The organism is Virgibacillus halotolerans, assembly GCF_016908515.1.
Classification (GTDB): Bacteria; Bacillota; Bacilli; order Bacillales; family Amphibacillaceae; genus Virgibacillus_M; species Virgibacillus_M halotolerans.
Map to the genome: position 1 here is coordinate 39,502 of NZ_JAFBEA010000004.1, position 16,803 is coordinate 56,304.

At 40.4% G+C, this 16,803-nt stretch carries 11 protein-coding genes and 1 pseudogene; 1 reads left to right on the forward strand and 11 read right to left on the reverse strand.

Features of this window, described 5'->3' with window-relative positions:
• Positions 1 to 96: 96 nt before the first annotated feature.
• The 5 genes from JOC34_RS11370 to JOC34_RS11390 all read right to left on the reverse strand — a co-directional run bounded on the left by JOC34_RS11370 (position 97) and on the right by JOC34_RS11390 (position 8,400).
• A complete protein-coding gene (locus JOC34_RS11370) occupies positions 97 to 1,386 on the reverse strand; it encodes an ABC transporter substrate-binding protein (protein ID WP_205136888.1) in 1,290 nt (429 codons plus the stop codon).
• A gap of 200 nt (positions 1,387 to 1,586) precedes the next feature.
• Positions 1,587 to 4,385, reverse strand: a complete 2,799-nt coding sequence (locus tag JOC34_RS11375) for a glycoside hydrolase family 2 TIM barrel-domain containing protein (protein ID WP_239544348.1) — start codon at positions 4,383 to 4,385, stop codon at positions 1,587 to 1,589.
• Between the two features lie 215 nt (positions 4,386 to 4,600).
• Complete coding sequence (locus tag JOC34_RS11380; RefSeq protein ID WP_205136890.1) at positions 4,601 to 6,004, reverse strand: response regulator; 1,404 nt, start codon at positions 6,002 to 6,004, stop codon at positions 4,601 to 4,603.
• A 3-nt stretch (positions 6,005 to 6,007) separates the two neighbouring features.
• Positions 6,008 to 7,429, reverse strand: a complete 1,422-nt coding sequence (locus tag JOC34_RS11385; RefSeq protein WP_205136891.1) for a sensor histidine kinase — start codon at positions 7,427 to 7,429, stop codon at positions 6,008 to 6,010.
• Complete coding sequence (locus tag JOC34_RS11390; RefSeq protein ID WP_205136892.1) at positions 7,426 to 8,400, reverse strand: substrate-binding domain-containing protein; 975 nt, start codon at positions 8,398 to 8,400, stop codon at positions 7,426 to 7,428. Before JOC34_RS11390 ends, JOC34_RS11385 begins: the two co-directional genes overlap by 4 nt.
• Before the next feature lie 277 nt (positions 8,401 to 8,677).
• On the opposite strand from JOC34_RS11390, the gene JOC34_RS11395 reads away from it, so the two are divergent.
• Entirely contained in the window at positions 8,678 to 8,878 is a 201-nt protein-coding gene (locus tag JOC34_RS11395; protein ID WP_205136893.1) for a hypothetical protein, read from the forward strand.
• A gap of 258 nt (positions 8,879 to 9,136) precedes the next feature.
• Here the strand turns inward: JOC34_RS11395 and JOC34_RS11400 are convergent, their stop codons facing one another.
• The 6 genes and pseudogenes from JOC34_RS11400 to JOC34_RS11425 form a co-directional block, all read right to left on the reverse strand.
• Positions 9,137 to 10,795 (reverse strand): amidohydrolase, encoded by a 1,659-nt coding sequence (locus tag JOC34_RS11400; RefSeq protein WP_205136894.1) that lies wholly within the window; start codon positions 10,793 to 10,795, stop codon positions 9,137 to 9,139.
• 181 nt (positions 10,796 to 10,976) lie between these two features.
• A complete protein-coding gene (locus tag JOC34_RS11405) occupies positions 10,977 to 12,374 on the reverse strand; it encodes an amidohydrolase (protein ID WP_205136895.1) in 1,398 nt (465 codons plus the stop codon).
• A gap of 230 nt (positions 12,375 to 12,604) precedes the next feature.
• The gene (locus tag JOC34_RS11410) at positions 12,605 to 14,053 is read right to left on the reverse strand and encodes an MFS transporter (protein ID WP_205136896.1); all 1,449 of its coding nucleotides are present in this window, start codon (positions 14,051 to 14,053) and stop codon (positions 12,605 to 12,607) included.
• A 50-nt stretch (positions 14,054 to 14,103) separates the two neighbouring features.
• Positions 14,104 to 14,372 (reverse strand): annotated as a pseudogene (locus JOC34_RS22240) (aldehyde dehydrogenase family protein).
• Positions 14,373 to 14,402: 30 nt separating this feature from the next.
• Complete coding sequence (locus JOC34_RS11420) at positions 14,403 to 15,164, reverse strand: glucose 1-dehydrogenase (RefSeq protein WP_205136897.1); 762 nt, start codon at positions 15,162 to 15,164, stop codon at positions 14,403 to 14,405.
• A gap of 141 nt (positions 15,165 to 15,305) precedes the next feature.
• Positions 15,306 to 16,784 (reverse strand): aldehyde dehydrogenase family protein, encoded by a 1,479-nt coding sequence (locus tag JOC34_RS11425; protein WP_205136898.1) that lies wholly within the window; start codon positions 16,782 to 16,784, stop codon positions 15,306 to 15,308.
• Positions 16,785 to 16,803: the final 19 nt, after the last annotated feature.

Below are 16,803 nucleotides of genomic sequence, written 5' to 3' on the forward strand. Positions count from 1 at the left end.
GGCTTGCTTCATGAAAAAGAGGCTGCCTTTACCTGTAAGGCAGCCTCCAACGCGCAGGACATACCGTTTTTAATCGGCCTCCCTTTCGCTTCAATGTTACATCTCTGGTGCTGCGTTTTGTAATGCACTAATGAAGTTATCGACATCTTTTTGTGTAACGAAAATGTTTACTGCCTGATCAGCTTTTGTTAAAAATCCTTCTGATGCTGCTGAGCCATGTGCAAGACTTGGAACCAATCTCGTATTCTTAAAGTCTTCCATTGCATCGGTTCCATACTCATCATATTCTGATTCATCCGCATCCACCCGAGCTGGGATCGAACCTTTTAATGGGTTAAAGGTATCTTGCGCTTCCGTTGATCCAAGGAAGGTTAAGAATTCCTTTACTTCATCCGGATTGTCGATTCCTTTTGGCAGACCGAATGTATCTGTAATGATTGTAAAGTCATCTTCTGTTTCCGGCATTGTGAAATAACCGAAATCTACATTTGTTTCGAGATCAAGGTCATTGGAGAAATAACCTTTTGCCCAATCACCCATGTTGATCATTGCCGCATCCCCATTTGCTACAAGTTGTGCGGAATCCTGCCAGTTACGGGATGCATGATCCTCGTCAATATAATCAAGCATTTTTCCGAACTTTTCTGCAGCCTCAACGACCCGTTCATCATCAAAGTCAATTTCACCATCGAATAATTTTATATAATCATCTGGGCCAAGGACACCTAATAAAACATTTTCAAAAATTTGTGTTGCTGTCCATGCTTCTTTATCGCCTAATGCGATGGGAACAATGCCAGCATCCTGCAATTTATCTGCCGCAGCAAAAAATTCATCAAATGTTTTTGGGATGTCAATGTCATTGTCTTCAAATACCTTTTTATTGTAAAACATTACATTTCCACGGTGAATATCAACTGGGACAGAGTAAATTTCATCGTCCACGCTTACCATGTCAATTAAATCTTGCGGAAATTTATCCATCCAATCATTTTCTCCATATAAGTCATTGAGCGGTTCCATTTTATCTGCTGCCACCCAGCTCTTGTTCAACTCATCCCCACCATGCACTTGGAATGTTGATGGCGGGTCATTCCCTTGCATCCTAGTCGCAAGTACTGCTTTCGCATTCGTACCTGCACCACCGGAAACCGCTGCGTTTTCTACTTTAATATCGTCATGTTCTTTTTCAAACAGGTCAATCAATGCCAGCAAGCCATCCTCTTCTCCAGCACCTGTCCACCAGCTGAATATCTCTACTTCACCAGTATCTTTACTTTCGCCCGAATCGTCCTTTGAATCACCAGACCCAGACGAATCATCGCTACAAGCTGAAATCACGAGCATCAATGCAAATAAAATAAACAGCCCATATAATTTCTTCATGCCTTTTTCCCCCTTTGTTTGTTACCGCTTACACCCATTATAGAAAGTTTTTTAGGATGGCGGTAAATCTTTTTCTGTACTTTTTTACGAATCTCTTCACTTTTTAAAGATCGCCTTCCATCAGTCTTTTTCAGATAATATAACAATATCTCTGTGGCAAGCATGATGCCACAGAGATATTGCTGATTCCATTTAACAATCTAATGCCACTTTTCAATCAAGTTGTCTGTATTGATTACTAGATCTTGATACGCCTCTTCGGTTATCGATTTGTCTTCTTTTTGATCATCGAGAAGCACTTTAAAACTTCTCATATGTTTAACGACTTTTTCCGCTTGTCCCTTTTCCTCATAATGACTTACAGCAGTCAAATGAACCTTTAAGGCATGAGCGGCCTTGTCACTTGCGAATTCACCTTGTTCCTCATAGTATTCAACCTGCTTTTTCATCTCAGAAGCACTGTCACCAACCGTAAGAATTTTGGTAGAATCACCTGAAAGTCCTGAGGCAGAAGCTTCTAATGTAATCTCGCCGGATTGTTTATCAGACTCGACAATCGCTAAAGCTTTTCCATGAAAGGCTTCCCGCTTGCTATCTTTGTATCTTTCCACACTTGAAGCATTGCCATTGTCCACGCCAACCAGCTCACCTTCGCCAGTTAAATTAAATTGCACAAGGTTTTCTGCATCTGGCACAATGTTGCCTTCACTGTCAACAACGTCAACGGTGATATAGGATAGGTCCTTCCCATCGGCAGCAATAACTTGTCGATCCGCGGTTAATCTTACTTCAGCAGGTTCGCCAGCTGTAGCCACTTTATCTTTTGCAATGACTTGATCATTTTTATCTTTAGCGACAGCTTCCAATGTACCAGATTCAAAAGGTACTTCCCATTCCAGGTACGTATCACCATCTGTTGTTTCTTTGTAAGATGAACCCCACGATGTTTCTTTACTTTCATAACTTCTTTCACCGATTGATTCACCGTTTAAAAATAGTTCTACTTTGTCCGCATTCGTATACGTTAACACTCTAACCTTTTCCCCATCTTCCCAGTTCCAATGAGGTAAAATGTGTACCATTGGTTCTTCTTTCCATTGGCTTTGGTAGTAATAAAATATGTCCTTTGGAAAGCCAGCTGTATCTACTGCACCAAAATAGGAGCTCTTTGCAGGAAATGAATCGTAGTATGGCGTTGGCTCACCAATGTAATCAAAGCCTGTCCAGATAAATTGTCCCGCAATATGCTTTAAATCCCGATCCGGTTTCCAAGCGTCTTCTGCTGTTCTTCCCCAACTAACATAATCATTGTCATAGGAAGATTGTTGTAAATCATCGTATTCCGTACTCTGATTATAGTCATACGGATGCGTGTATACGCCGCGCGATCGCGTCGCGGAGGATGTCTCAGATCCATAAAACTTCCAATCTGGATTTAACTCATGGTAACCAGCATAGTTATTTTCACTGTAATTCAATCCTACAACATCCACGGTATTAAATATTTCTTCAATATATTTGTTGATAGGGGTTACATTTTCTTTATCTCCCCGCGTTTTATCTTCGCCAATCGTGGTCGGTCTTGTCGTGTCTACCTCTTTCACCCAATTCACCAGGTTTTTGGCTGTTTTAACCCCGTCTTCACTGTCTGTACCTACAATTTCATTACCGATTGACCACATAATAATGGATGGCTCATTCTTCCCTCTGTCCACCATTTCCTTGATATCATGTTCTGCCCACTCGTTGAAAAATCTACCATAATCATATTCTTTCTTAGAGTGGTTCCAGCTATCAAAAGCTTCATCTATTACTACGAGTCCTATTTTATTGGCTGCTTCAAGCAATTCCGGTGAAGCAGGATTATGGGTTACCCTTATCGCGTTGATCCCCATATCCTTCATGATTTGCATTTGCCTTTCAACTGCCCGTGCATTCGTAGCTGCACCTAATGCGCCTTGATCATGATGCATGGAAGCACCGTGCAGTTTCATATCCTTGCCATTTAACGAGAAGCCTTCTTCTGAATCAATATCGAAATATCTGACACCAAAAGGGGTATCATACGTATCCATGACTTTTTCGTTTACAATAACCTCCGTGACCAGCTTATATCGATAGGCATGCTCAATATCCCATAACGTTGGATGATCAATAATGGCGTTATCTTCAAAATCTGTCACTTTTCCCTTTTCCAATTGCTTTGCTTTAGACGTCACTGTTGCAACAGCCTTGTCATCCTCATCAAAGATGGTTGACTTCACTTTGGCTTTTGCAGTTTGATCTGACGTATTCTCGACTTTTGTCTTCACGTTTACATCGGCTTTATCCTGTTCATAAGCCGTTTCTAAATCGGGTGTTGTAACAAAAGTTCCGTGTCTCTCTACATGAACAGGATCTGTCACGGTCAGATTGACATTTCGATAGATACCACTTCCCGAATACCAACGGCTACTTGGTTGCTCATTATTCACTTTAACGACAAGTACATTTTCTCTTCCATCTGTATATAAATCATCTGTCATATCATAGCTAAAGCCATTATAACCGTAGGGGTAGGTCCCTAATTCCTTGCCATTCAGATAGGTTGTACTATTCATATAAACCCCATCAAAATCGATGGAAATACGTTTGTCCTTCATAGAAGATGGCATGGTAAACGTCTTTCGATACCAGCCAGTCCCACCATCCAAATATCCACCTTCATGTGTAGCGGCGGAATCAGGGTTAAAATCCAGCTCGATACTCCAATCATGTGGCAGGTCTAATTGCCTCCATGAAGTATCATCAAAATCCGGATCTGATACCCCTTCTATTTTTCCATCTGTTTCTCGCTTAAAACGCCACTGCTCGTTAAAATTGATGCTTCTATCACCATCATCTTGGACTTCGTTTTCAGGTGCAGGGGCATTTTCGTTCCCCTTCTTTGCCTGGAAAAAAGTGGGGTGCATGAAGCTAGTTATGAGCAACAATGCAACCAAGCCGATAATCGTATACATACTTTTCAATTTGAATAACATCCTTCCTTTTGATCATTTGTCGTTCTAGCACGATTAAATTAAATGTGTTATGTCTGATCTGGATGCTTTTCAAAAAAACTTTCCTATGGTTCCCGCATGTACCTCCCCTCTATCTTAAAATACTAGTTATTGTAAATGATAGAACATTTTGTATATTATTGGAAAATAAAACCTGTACTTTTTTACGAATCTCTTCACTTTTTAAAGATCGTCTGTTGGAAGTGCTTTGGGGATTCATGATAATGCTTTTTAAATACGCGACTGAAGTAATTGGGATCCTTGTATCCAATTAGGTAACTGATCTCTTTTAAAGACAGTTCGTTCTCCTCCAATAGTTGCTTCGCCTTTTGCAACCGGACTTCTGTTAAATAATCAATAAACGTCGCACCGAATTCCTGTTTAAACATATTGGAAAAGTAATTCGGGCTTAAACCTACTGTATCTGCTACATCCTCTAGCGTCATTGCCTGCTCAAAATGCTGATGGATGTATGCTTTCGCCTGGTTAATATATTGTTTTGATTGGTAAAATGCTTTCATTTTCATACAGCATAACTGGAGATAATCTTGCCAATCCTGATCTGTTTCTAGCGACTTAAAGGCATTAACCGGCACAGCAATATCCCTTGTTGTGAGGATATTTTTGACCATCATATAGATATCTTCCTTTTCACTTTCTGTCAGCCGCTCCTTATGTTTTTTATAAAAGTTGATTGCTTCCTCGCCCTGACCTTTTTCTACAAAGTAGGCGAGCTCTAGTTGGATTGTTGTATGCTGTTTGTTGCTTTCCTGTCTGAATCCATAATGCCGCTTTTGTGCTGCTGCGAGCTGCAGGCTGGCAGTATAGGCCTCCTGATACGATTGTGGCAACTTTTCCAGTGAGACAGACGGGAATCCAATGCCAACATACATCGCCACACCAAGTTGGATTTGCAGCTTCCTTGCCATGTTTAGTACATCCGACTTTTCCAATTTGATGTCAGATAAGATACAGATTACCGTCATATCTGCTTGTTGCTTTACAATATGTGTCAGGTCGATTACTTTTTTTATTGTGTCTATGTCAACGGATGCTTCTGATTTCACAACCAGAAAGCAACCGCTTCTCATTTGTGGAAAAAGCGTGTGCAACAGGTCATTTAAAGCTTCAGATCCCGGGTCCTTTATTGCGTTTGTCATAAATTGTTCCTGTAATAATGCAGTCGCTTGTTGTTTTTCCCTGTTTTCCGTTTCAATTTCCTGCTGCAGTCGTAATAGTGATTTAACAATTTCTTCCTTCTTTCCCGGCTTTAAAATGTAGTCTTTGATCCCGTACTGCATCGCCTCTTTGGCATAATCAAACGAATCATACGCAGAAACAAGGATAAATTTAATCGCCGGGTTGGCCGTGTTTATTTCTTTAATTGCTTCCAGTCCATTGATACCGGGCATTTTAATATCCATAAAAATAATATCCGGACATGTCGCTGCTGCGAGTTCAATCGCCTTTCGTCCGTTCACAGCCTCACCGACAACTACCATGTTGTTAAAGTTATGCTCGATAAATTTTTTCATTGCTTTTCTCTCTAGCAATTCATCTTCCGCTATCAATATACGCATTGTTTATACCCCCTCTTTCGGTAGCAGCAAGCGAACCGTTGTCCCTTTTCCCGGCTCCGATTCAATCTGCACGACGGCGTCCACTTTATAATGGATCTGCAACCGCCGGATAACATTCGTTAAACCAATCCCTGTGGAATGTCCGACATGATCTACCTCATTCACGGCGAGGGACAGCAACTGCTTCACTTTTTCCGCCGGCATGCCAGCCCCATCATCACTGACTTCCACTGTGACGTGCTTCCTCGTGTCATAAATCCGTAGTGTAATCGTTCCGCCATCTTCCTTTTCCTCGATCCCATGGATAAACGCATTTTCGACAAGCGGCTGCAATGTGAGCCTTGGTATCTCCATTTCTAAACAGTTTTCATCGATATCCAGCTCGAAGCGACTTCGTTCGGAAAAACGGATTTTTTGAATATGAAAATAATCCTGAACCACTGCGACCTCATCCCGAAGTGAAACAGGCTTATCGATCTGCCCTAGGCTATGGCGCAGCAATGTCGCAACGGAATCAATCAGGTTGGAAGTGGCTTTCGCATCCTCTAAATAGGCCATTTTCGATATCGTGTTAAGTGTATTAAATAGAAAATGTGGGTTAATTTGGTTTTGCAGATGCTTTAATTCCATCTCTTTGATTAGCCGATCGAGCTCAGATTGGTCCTTGATTTCCTCCACCAATCCATGGATATTCGAACGCATGTCATTAAATGTATCACCCAACAATTTCAATTCATCATTGGAGCGTACTTTAACCGGTGCGCCAAGCAAATCACCTTGCGAAACTTCCGTTGCAGCGTGTGACAACTGATGAATCGGTTGGGTAATTCCTTTTGAAAACCAAAGCGCAAAAAATATTGCCAGCATAATCGTCGTTAGTGACAGAAAAATAATAAAGATAAAAAAGCTATCATTCCTACGTTGTAAATCCTGATAAAATGTCTGGTAATCGGTTAATTCCACATCAATAATTTCCAATGCCGAAGTTTGAATATAGCTGGACGCGGTGCGTGTTTCTTCCAGGTGATGCGTATATTGTTCAATATCATCGCGTATGAAAAAACCGACTGTCAGCTCACTTTCATGAATAAATGTCTCCATTAAATTAATGTAGTTTTTAATTTCAATTTTATTTGGATCAGCGAACGCGCTTGCTAGCTGGTCTTTAGCATTTTCCAATGCCTTTTTCACAGCAAAGTAATCCGTCTTATTGATCCCTCCAGATTCCATGACATAAATTCTTGTTTGCGTATATAGCTCCTCCGATTTTTGCGAGATGTCGTTTAATAATAGGAAGCGTTGAAAGCTCTGATCATAGGTATTGGTTAATTGATTTGAACTCACAAAGATAGATACCGCTGTAATTTGAAATAAAATAACAAATACTAAAAAGTAGACCAATAGTTTCCCGCGGATCGTTCTCATTGGAGTTCACCACCAGATCGTTGTAAATCCTGCTTTTCGATTATATTTGTTTCTGTAAAAACTTCCCGCTCTAACAAGCCCTTTTCCTGTAATCCAATCATTACTTCCACCGCTTTATAACCCATTTTCTCTGGATATTGCGCGATCGTCGCATCTATTTTATTTTCCTGAATCAGTTGTAATGTCTCCGGCAACGTATCGAAGGCCGTCATATACACTTCTTTATTCGGAGCGATTTCATGCAGTCCTTCTACCATGCCCATACCGTCAAGCGCGCTCGTCCCGATTAAAGCAGTAATTTCCGGGTATTCCTTGAGCAGCGAATACGTTGCCTGCGCTGCGCCGATTACCGTTATGCCCGATTCCTCCGTCGTTGTCAGATGGATGCGAGGATGAGATTTTATTTTGTCTTTAAAACCTGCAATTCTTTCCTGCTGACTCAACGCATCAAGCCTTCCCGTTACAATTCCCACATATTGCTCGCCAGTCGTATTTTCGATCATGGTTTGACCTGCAAGCTCCCCCGCATGAAAATTATCGGTCCCAATATAGGCCTGACGCTCACTGCCTTTCACGTCTGCATCAATCGTAATAATCGGTAAATGACGCTCGTTCCCTTTATGTGCGAGGTCCACAAAACGCTGTCCCTCCACCCCTTGTACAATGATGCCATCCACATTCGCTGAGATCATCCGGTCCAACAGCTCCAATAACGCTTCATTATCCGCCTTTTTCGGTGCCACATATTCCAAATAAATATCGTTCTCCGCAGCAGCCTTGCGCGCCCCCTTCTCAATCAATCGCCAATAATCATTCTCTGTCTCTTCCGCAATCAACGCAAAATGATATTTATATTCTTTCGACGTGGTGGTATCGCTTTCAATATAGAACGTCTTGTACCCGTAAATGAGCATCCCAATGAAACTGATTAGAAAAACAGCAGCCGTAGCTGTATAAATGATAGCTTTCATCCTATCTTCCCCCTAGCATTCACTTTATTTTAGCATGAAGGGAGGGGAATTGTCGTGTAGGTGGGATTGCATGGGTAGAGTGTGGGCGGGGATTCTTTCTTTAAATACGATGGGACCAGAGTCGTGCTGTTATCACCTGAAGAAGGCAATCCCAACGGTTTTAGTATCCGTTTTATGATTAAGGAATTAGTAGCCAGAAGAGAAAAAATAAGTTCCTGCTCGTTTTTTCCGATGAAGATCCGGTACATTGGGGTAAGATCAAAATGGCATTGCGTATATGTTTCTAGTTGTTTCGGAAGCGTGTAAAAAATGGATTGATGTGATTGGGATGTTGCTGGCTGACGGTGAGATTGATGAGCGAGAAGATTCCATTATGAGGTATACTTATGGGAAGGAACGCTTGATGATTCCGAGTATGACGGAACTGCCTGAGCATTTTGCGCCATTGTTGAAACGGTTGTTGTTTCGGGGCATTTAGTGAAAAAGAACTGTAGTGACAGATATAGAATATGATTGCTTCATAATAATAATAGAAATAACCATTAAATACCTGTAGTCAGGCTTTTAAGGGGGTTATTTCTATTAATCATAGAGTAATCAAATAGCAGGTAATATCCTCTGAAACAATCCAGAATTATCTCTAGTAAAATTAGTTTTCCCAAAATATTGTTAGCTTAAATGGACTTCTCCCCCAATAATCTCATTTCCCCCCTTGGTAAATTCAAATCGATACACATTAAATGGAAACACCTTGTTTAACATACACAACATTACCATCTATTAGTGTGAGGCAAACTGAAATATCCTTAATTTCCCGAGGATCTACCATTGTTGGGTCCGCATCCAAAACTGCAAAATCTGCCCGTTTTCCTATTTCAATACTTCCAGAATCCTCCTCATCAAAGCTTAATTTTGCACCTTCTATTGTCATAGACTTCAACGCGGTAAATACATCAATGCATTGTTTTGATCCAAGAATGTTCCCTTCTCTTGTAATGCGATTTACTGCTGCCCAGATTAAAAATAAGGGAGATATAGGTGTTATCGGACAATCAGAATGCAACGTAAACAACAAATCTCGATCAACGGCATCAGCAAGAGGACTAATTCTCTCAGCACGTTCCGGCCCTAAAAATAAACGTTTATGTCTGTCTCCCCAATAATACACATGATTAATGAAAAACGAACCAGCAATATTATGTTTCTTCATTTTATCAAGGTCATCAAGTGTTGCTGTTTGAACATGTTCAATACGGTGCCGATGATCTACACGTGGTGTTTCAACAAGTGCACGCTCATAAGCTTCAAGTATTGACCCAATTGCTCTGTCACCATTACCATGCACGGCAACTCGAAACCCACGTTTGTGAAGGTCTGAAATTTCTTTATTGAATTCATCTTGGTTTTGATAAAGATCCCCATCCTTACTTTCATCACAAAAGTATGGTTTTCTTAGTGCAGCGGTTAATCCTTGAATCGATCCATCTTGAAACATTTTAATGCTATCCAATCGAGCGCGATTATTTGAACGTTCCCTTAACTCATGGTCCAATTGGTCTGCAGTATACCCGCTAAACATCCCATCTTCCCTCAGAAGATTATGCAAAATCATTAACTGGGCATGCATCGGGTTAATTCCTTTTTCTGCTGCCTTAAGATGAACTTTTAAGTCATCGCCTAATATTCCTCCAACTGCTGCATCAGTATTTGTTGTAATTCCCTGGGCTATATATTCGTTGGCTGCTTCTCCAAGTTCATGGATAAGTTCATCCTCGTTAGGTATAGGGGTTACAGCCATAAGAGGAGCCATTGCAGGCCTTTCATAAATCACTCCGTTTAACTGACCACTATTGTCTCGACCATAATGACCCCCCTGCGGATCAGAAATACCCTTTTTTATACCTGCGATTTTGAGCGCCATGGAATTCGCAACACTTAGATGCCCCGATGTATGTTGTATAATGACAGGATGTTCTGGTGCTGCAAAATCCAAATCATCTCTTGTTGGATGGCGACCCTCGGTCAGTAATGTGTCATCATACCCCTGCCCTGTTATCCACTCACCTTTTGGGGTTTGATTAACTTTTTCTTGAATTCTAAAGATGATATCACTAATATTTTGATTCAAAGGAGAACTACAATCAATCAATTTACGGGATTGAGCGTATCCTAGAATATGATTATGTGTCTCGATAAACCCGGGAATGAGCGTATTACCCTTTAAGTTTATAACCTCTGTTTCCTGTGTAACGGAAACAGCATCCCGCGGTGGCTCTGAAGTTTTCCAAATTCCTACTATACGACCATTTGACACCGCAACTGAACCTGCTTTTTGGTTATTTTGGTTTAGTGTTAACACATTGGCATTAATAATTAACAAATCAACATGAACCATTCTAACAATCCTCCCTTAGTTAATAGTATTAAGTACTTCTTGGACACACTATAAATAGTGCACTCTAACGACCAAAGAAATATCCCCAATATACCAAACGGAATTTTCCATTTGAATCTCCTGAGAAAGCAGGAATTCGAAATCCACTTTCCCTAATAATATTTCGGTGATTTTTATTACTTTATTGCACTGGCGGTTTTACCTCGTTAGGAATTCCAGCTTTATATGGTTTCCCATCTATATCTTCTAAAAATTCCTTTTTAGCTTTTTCAAGAATGCTATTTTTGTTTATAAGCAGGTCATAACCTGTTAAAGCCATCGTTTTTGCTGCAAAGTGCATTCCTTTATAGCCAATGGATGAACCAAAAGATGCCGTGGCCTGCCATGAATGAAACTGCACTCCCGCAGGGGCACAGGTTGTAGTGACCATTCCCATCGGTGCAATCCAGCTAATATCCGCGACGTCTGAAGAACCGGCTCCCGTTGTTCCCTTCATATGTGGAAAATAAAAATTTTTCACAGGCAGTATTACTTCAGTACCTCCAGTTATTTTCTGATCATTCCTAACTACGCCCGGATCAATGGTGTTCACAATCTCTTGGGCAAAATTTTGTTCATCCTGTGTAAATTCTAGTACTCCACATTCGTTCATATTTTCCAGCATAACTTCACTTATTGTATTATTCGGCAACATTTCATATACATTTGCGATGATTTCCGATGAGACTTTTGTTTCCGTCATTAATGCTGATCCTTCAGCAATTTTATTTACTCTTCTTAGCATATCTTCTACATGTTCCCGTGAAGATGCCCGTAAATAATACCAGACTGTCGCATCCTCCGGGACAATATTCGGAGCCAAACCACCATTTGTAATCACATAATGAATTCGTGACCCATCTAAAATATGTTCCCTAAGATAATTTGACCCCGTATTCATCAGCTCCACCGCATCAAGCGCACTTCTTCCCGCATGAGGTGCGGCCGCAGCATGGGCTGTTATCCCTTTAAAATGGTATTTTATAGAGACCATCGCTTGCATACTCATGTTTACAACAATGTTAGATTTACCCGGGTGCCATGTCAATGCACAATCCAAGTCGTCAAATACTCCTTCTCTAGCCATAAAGGTTTTACCCGATAATACCTCCTCAGCCGGACAACCATAGTACCGTATCGTTCCGCTTACATTTTCCATTGCCATCGTTTCTTTCAACGCTATAACAGCTTCTACTCCTGCAGTTCCTAATAAATTATGTCCACATCCATGACCTGGGCCATCCAAGACGACTTCCTCTTTAATAGCACTCGCCTTCTGGGAAAGCCCAGGTAGCGCATCATATTCTCCCATTAAGCCGATAATCGGAGTACCAGAACCAAATTCAGCAACAAATGCCGTTGGTATTCCCGCTACAGATGATGTTATTGTAAATCCTTTTTCATGTAAAACAGATTTTTGTAAATCCGATGCGTATGTCTCTTTGTAAGCAATTTGTGGATGATCCCATATTTTTTGGGCTATCTCCGTAAATTCTACATTGTGCTCATCCAGCCATTGTAATATCGTTTTTTTGCCCATGCTTAAGCTCTCCTTTTCTATTAAATAGATTCTTTACACTTTACCAAAGCCTGTGCAGTTGCTAGTTTTGGAAGGAACCAACTTTTTAGTCACACATTTCTTAAATCACGCATTAAAAGATAACAGTGTTGTTTACCGAGTTGTCCGGGTTTGCTTTCTGTTTCCATTCCTGTTGCCGCATTTACATCGACAATAACAACCTTCTTTAACGAATGTATTGAATTTGAATCCTACTTTGTTGCATTCATATCGTATTCTGTTGTGTCCACTTCGACATTCTCCGCTGATCCAGTTACCCCCTGAAACCCTCTCACCTTTTTTGGAATTAAATAAAGAAAAATAAAAGACATTGCGGTAAATATAGTAAGGATAAGTGCTGTACTAGAGAGAGCACTTACCGCATTCCCCCTTGCAGCAAATAAGGCATAGGTTACAATAGCGAATGAAGCCCCTACACGTTGCGCAGTAGTTTCAATCATGTTAAACGTGAATGTAATAGTTCCGAGACGTGAAGGATCTGCTTCTGACAAGACAACAGCTTTTGTAGCAGGACCGGCCAAACCTATACCAATTCCAATTAAACACATGGATATTAATAAATATAAAAAGGAGGTGTCTATAGTTACTACTATCAGCATCCCTGATCCTCCAATAAGCATAATAATACTTAACCCAATCATAAACCGTGCGGAAAGTCTGCTCATCCATCTACCACTTAATAAGTTTGCCACTGCCATTGTTGCGAAAAGTGCCATTTGCAACAAGCCAATAATTGTAGATGACTTCTCCTGTACTCCTTGAACAAAGAATGTTAATACATACATGATACTGCTGAATGTCACGGACAACAGAACAGCAATTATTGATGTCACCCAAAAGTTGCGATTTGTGGCGTATTTAATATCAATCAAAGGATCTTTTTGTTTTTTTTCAACAACAATTAGCAATAAGAATGCGATTACAAAAACACCAAAAGGAGGGAGCAACATCCAAGAGGAAATTCCATAACTGTTAATAAATGTCGGAATTGTTAAGATGCCTAGCAATGTTAATACCACAAATATTACACCCAAAAAATCGAAAGAACCCAATTTTCCTCCCTGTACTGTTGGTACCCCAATGAAAAATAAAAGAAATGTTACAACACCAAGAAATGCGCAAAACCAAAAGATGGATGACCACCCCATACTATCAACAAACATCCCACTTATAACTGGCCCCAATACACCACCTATAACAGAATAAAATCCAAATATACCAAGTGCTTTCCCACGTTGCTCATCCTTGAAGAATTTCCCGACATAGGTGAATCCTGCGGGTATTACCGCAGCTCCAGCCACCCCTTTGATAAACATCCCAAAAACCAACACCCAAAAGAAGGGTGCTAAAGCAACTAAGGATGTTCCAATAGCAAGAAGAGCAGCACCTAAAAGAATGACCATTTTCTGACCAAAATAATCGCCTAACCATCCAAATAATGGTTGAAATCCGGTTAATCCTAAGGCAAAACCTAATTGCATCCAAACTGCATAACCAGCACCTAAATCAAAGTTAGCCAGCATTTTAGGATAAGCTACTAGACCTGAAGCCTCGGCAAAAACAACAAAAGTTACCCCAATACACAAAATATGAAAAGACTTTCGAATTGTTTTCTCTTCCGCCATTAATTTTTCTCCCAATTTAGTGCCTCCTCAAGGTTTAGAAAACTGGGCAACTAAAATGTTGCCCTTTAACTTAAGCCAATAACACAAGCCTTTTCTCTTGTATACTCTAGTATTGAATATGCACCATATCCGCTTTCTTTTAAACCATCAAATGGCAGATCCGTTTCTACAATAGCATAAGTATTCACACATACATTTCCTACTTCATTTTTTTCAACCATACGATGTGCTCTACAAGATCATGTTTCCATACTGCCACGGCAAGTCCATATTCGGTGTCATTTGAAATCTCAATTGCATCTTCTTCAGTGTCAAAAGTATCCCCACCAAACATTTTTTCACAAGATACAAACTATTGACCTTATTATTTTGCGGTATGTCCTCCATCTACAGGCAGGTTCACACCAGTAATGTATGCAGCTTTATCCGAACAAAGCCATACCGCTGCATTCGCTTGGTCTTCCGGTTTGCCAATTCTGCCTAGTGGAATATTACTTTTAATATATTCGGCTTGCTCTGGAGCCTCTTGTGACCACTTTTCTACAGCGGGAGTTAAAGTCATACCTGGACAGATAGAATTTATGCGAATGCCTTGTTTCCCATATTCTAATGCAATTGATTTCGTGAGACCGTTCACTGCCCATTTAGATGCACTATACCCTGCCATATTTTCCGCACCCGAAAGCCCTGCTGTTGAGGAAGTATTAACAATCGCTCCACCACCGGATTTTAACATTGCTGGGATTTCATGTTTGATGGAATAATACATGCCTGTTGCTGTAATCTGCAACGCACGATCCCAATCAGAAGAATCTGACTCTGTAATTGAAGCTGATGGAACACCTATCCCAGCATTATTATGTGCCCAGTCCAAACGACCATACAGTTCAACCGTTTTGTTGATTAATACCACAACATCTTCTTCTGTGGCCACGTTACAAGGAATGTATGAAGCCTCCCCTCCTGCTTTTTTTATCATATTTACAGTTTCTTGACCCATGTCATCGTTAATGTCTGATATAATTACCTTTGCACCTTCTCTAGCAAAAGCTTGCGCGCTTGCTCTTCCAATTCCACTTCCTCCAGCTGTGATAATTCCAACTTTATCCTGCATTAATTCACTCATTTATTTCACTCCTGTTACCATTAACAACAATTATTTGAAGGTATGAAAAAATAATTTAAAAAGAAATAATTTTCAGATAATTTTAATTTTAAAAAATAAGTTCTAGGGAATAAAAGGGCAGCTTTATAACTACCCCTTATTCTATCCTAGATCAATAACACATGTTTTTTCATACGTATATTCTAGAACTGAATCCGTACCATACCCGCTTCCTTTCGTACCACCAAATGGCAAATCAGCTCCTACTATGGCATACGTATTTACCCAAACATTTCCTGCCTCTATATTTTCCACCATACGGTGAGCTTTACGTAAATCACTCGTCCATACTCCTGCTGCGAGTCCATAATTAGTGTCGTTCGCAATTTGTATCGCTTCTTCTTCAGTATCAAACGGTATAGCTACTGCAACTGGACCAAATACCTCCTCTTGGCAAATGGTTAATTCGTTGCTTTCGACTTTAAATAAAGTTGGTTCTACCCAGTATCCATCAGAAAATTGAGGCTTACCCGGTAGGAGAACATCTCCGCCAGCCCGACCACCGAAAACAATTTCTCCTCCTTCATCAAGACCTGTGTCAATGTAGGAACGAACTTTATTATACTGTGGTAAGTTAGCAATTGGCCCCATTGAATTTCCCGGATTTAAGGTATCACCGTATTTTACTGTTTGCGGATCTATCATTTTTTCTTTTATCTTGGACAATGTTTCATCAAATATCGACCGCTGAATAAGAATCCTTGACCCAGCAGCACATATTTGACCAGCATTGCGGGTAAAAATACCGCCTATCACTCCATTAACCGCTTTGTCCAAATCAGCATCTTCGAAGACAATATTTGGTGATTTTCCACCTAATTCAAAAATTAATGATCTAGGAAAGGAAGCAGAAGCATGAGTGATTGCCTCCGCTGTTTTTATCGATCCTGTTAAACTTACTTTATTAACGCTTTTATGACTTACTAAAGCATCACCTATTTCACCGCCTAATCCTGAAATCACATTGATTACACCAGGAGGAAGGATCTCAGCAAGTAATTCCCCATAACGCAATGAAGCAGATGTTGCTTGTTCCGATGGTTTAATGATTACTGTATTTCCAGCAGCAAGTGCATATGCTGCTTTAATTGTGAACGTAAATAACGGTGCATTCCACGGAAGGATCCCCAATACAACACCATATGGTTTCCTTAACGTATAACCAAAGCTTCCTTCTCCCATTTGCACTGTTTTGCCTTGTCCCCCTACTAATGGAGCAGCTCCTGCGGCGTCATACCAAAGCTGTTTTAACACAATGGTGAGATACTGATACTGGTCTAGGACCCAACCGTTATTTTTTGTCTCCAGTTTTAATAATTCTTCACCATATTCGGAAAGCATGTCTCCAACACGACGCAAATAGTCGCTGCGTTCTCTAGCTGAAATAGCCGACCATCCAGGAAAAGCATTACTAGCTGCAGTTACAACATTCTCAACATCTTCTTTTGTACTTAGGGGAATTTTCGACCAAGCCTTACCTGTTGAAGGGTCAATACTATCCATTGTTTTCCCTTTCGAAGAAGGAATCTGCTTTCCATCAATAATATTGTAATAGTGTTTCATATCTTTAGTAGTTTCCAAGCTAAGTCCACCTTTCATT

Bases quoted from the DNA above. Each gene is read 5' to 3' on its own strand.
- JOC34_RS11370 (WP_205136888.1), bottom strand. From the start codon at position 1,386: ATGAAGAAATTATATGGGCTGTTTATTTTATTTGCATTGATGCTCGTG.
- JOC34_RS11375 (WP_239544348.1), bottom strand. From the start codon at position 4,385: ATGTATACGATTATCGGCTTGGTTGCATTGTTGCTCATAACTAGCTTC.
- JOC34_RS11380 (WP_205136890.1), bottom strand. From the start codon at position 6,004: ATGCGTATATTGATAGCGGAAGATGAATTGCTAGAGAGAAAAGCAATG.
- JOC34_RS11385 (WP_205136891.1), bottom strand. From the start codon at position 7,429: ATGAGAACGATCCGCGGGAAACTATTGGTCTACTTTTTAGTATTTGTT.
- JOC34_RS11390 (WP_205136892.1), bottom strand. From the start codon at position 8,400: ATGAAAGCTATCATTTATACAGCTACGGCTGCTGTTTTTCTAATCAGT.
- JOC34_RS11395 (WP_205136893.1), top strand. From the start codon at position 8,678: ATGTTTCTAGTTGTTTCGGAAGCGTGTAAAAAATGGATTGATGTGATT.
- JOC34_RS11400 (WP_205136894.1), bottom strand. From the start codon at position 10,795: ATGGTTCATGTTGATTTGTTAATTATTAATGCCAATGTGTTAACACTA.
- JOC34_RS11405 (WP_205136895.1), bottom strand. From the start codon at position 12,374: ATGGGCAAAAAAACGATATTACAATGGCTGGATGAGCACAATGTAGAA.
- JOC34_RS11420 (WP_205136897.1), bottom strand. From the start codon at position 15,164: ATGAGTGAATTAATGCAGGATAAAGTTGGAATTATCACAGCTGGAGGA.